This window comes from Rhizobium sp. 01T444, assembly GCF_056398305.1.
Window position 1 is genome coordinate 1 of record NZ_JBFTPD010000301.1, and the last position, 580, is coordinate 580.

The 580-nt window shown below is 62.4% G+C and carries 1 protein-coding gene; it reads right to left on the reverse strand.

What is annotated here, in order from left to right; genetic code table 11:
* The coding region (locus tag AC1DTN_RS38585) for a hypothetical protein (RefSeq protein WP_477925479.1) at positions 1 to 258 on the reverse strand (258 nt) is incomplete at its 3' end.
* Positions 259 to 580: the final 322 nt, after the last annotated feature.

Consider the following 580-nt stretch of genomic DNA (forward strand, 5'->3'; position numbering starts at 1 on the left):
CGTCCACACCAGGGCCAGCAGGATCGGCACCGTCGCAAGGCGTCGCGGGAAGGCAATGCGCTGGATGATGAATGCAAGGACCGCCGCGCCGATGAAGCGCAGCCAGGCGTAATGCCCGATCCAATTCAGGAAATCGATCGTTCCCATGTCGCGCGGCATACCCAACATCGAAGGATCCATGGCGGTGACTGCCAGCTTGGCCGACTTGTCCAGAACCAGCCAGAGCGCGAAGGGCGCGGTCAGCGCCCAGCCGGTCATCCAAGGGTGTCGACCTGAGAAGGCGGCACGAGGTCGTGCCAATGTCGTGGCCATGGCGTTTCCACTTCGCGGTGGTGCCGCCAAGCTTCTTGTTGTTTTTCGAGTCCGCCACAACTATGACATCTTTGTGACAACCGGTCACTCGCGTTATCCCCTGGGCCTACACTCGCGCCAGACAAGGATGGGGCCAAGGCGAGCGACAGTGACACGACTTCTCAAATTCCCCGCTCTCGCGGTCCTGGCGATCCTTCTGTGCAGCGCGCTCGTATTGGCGCTCTGGGGTGACGGCATGCCCGGGGACCCGATCGAGCAGTCACCAGCG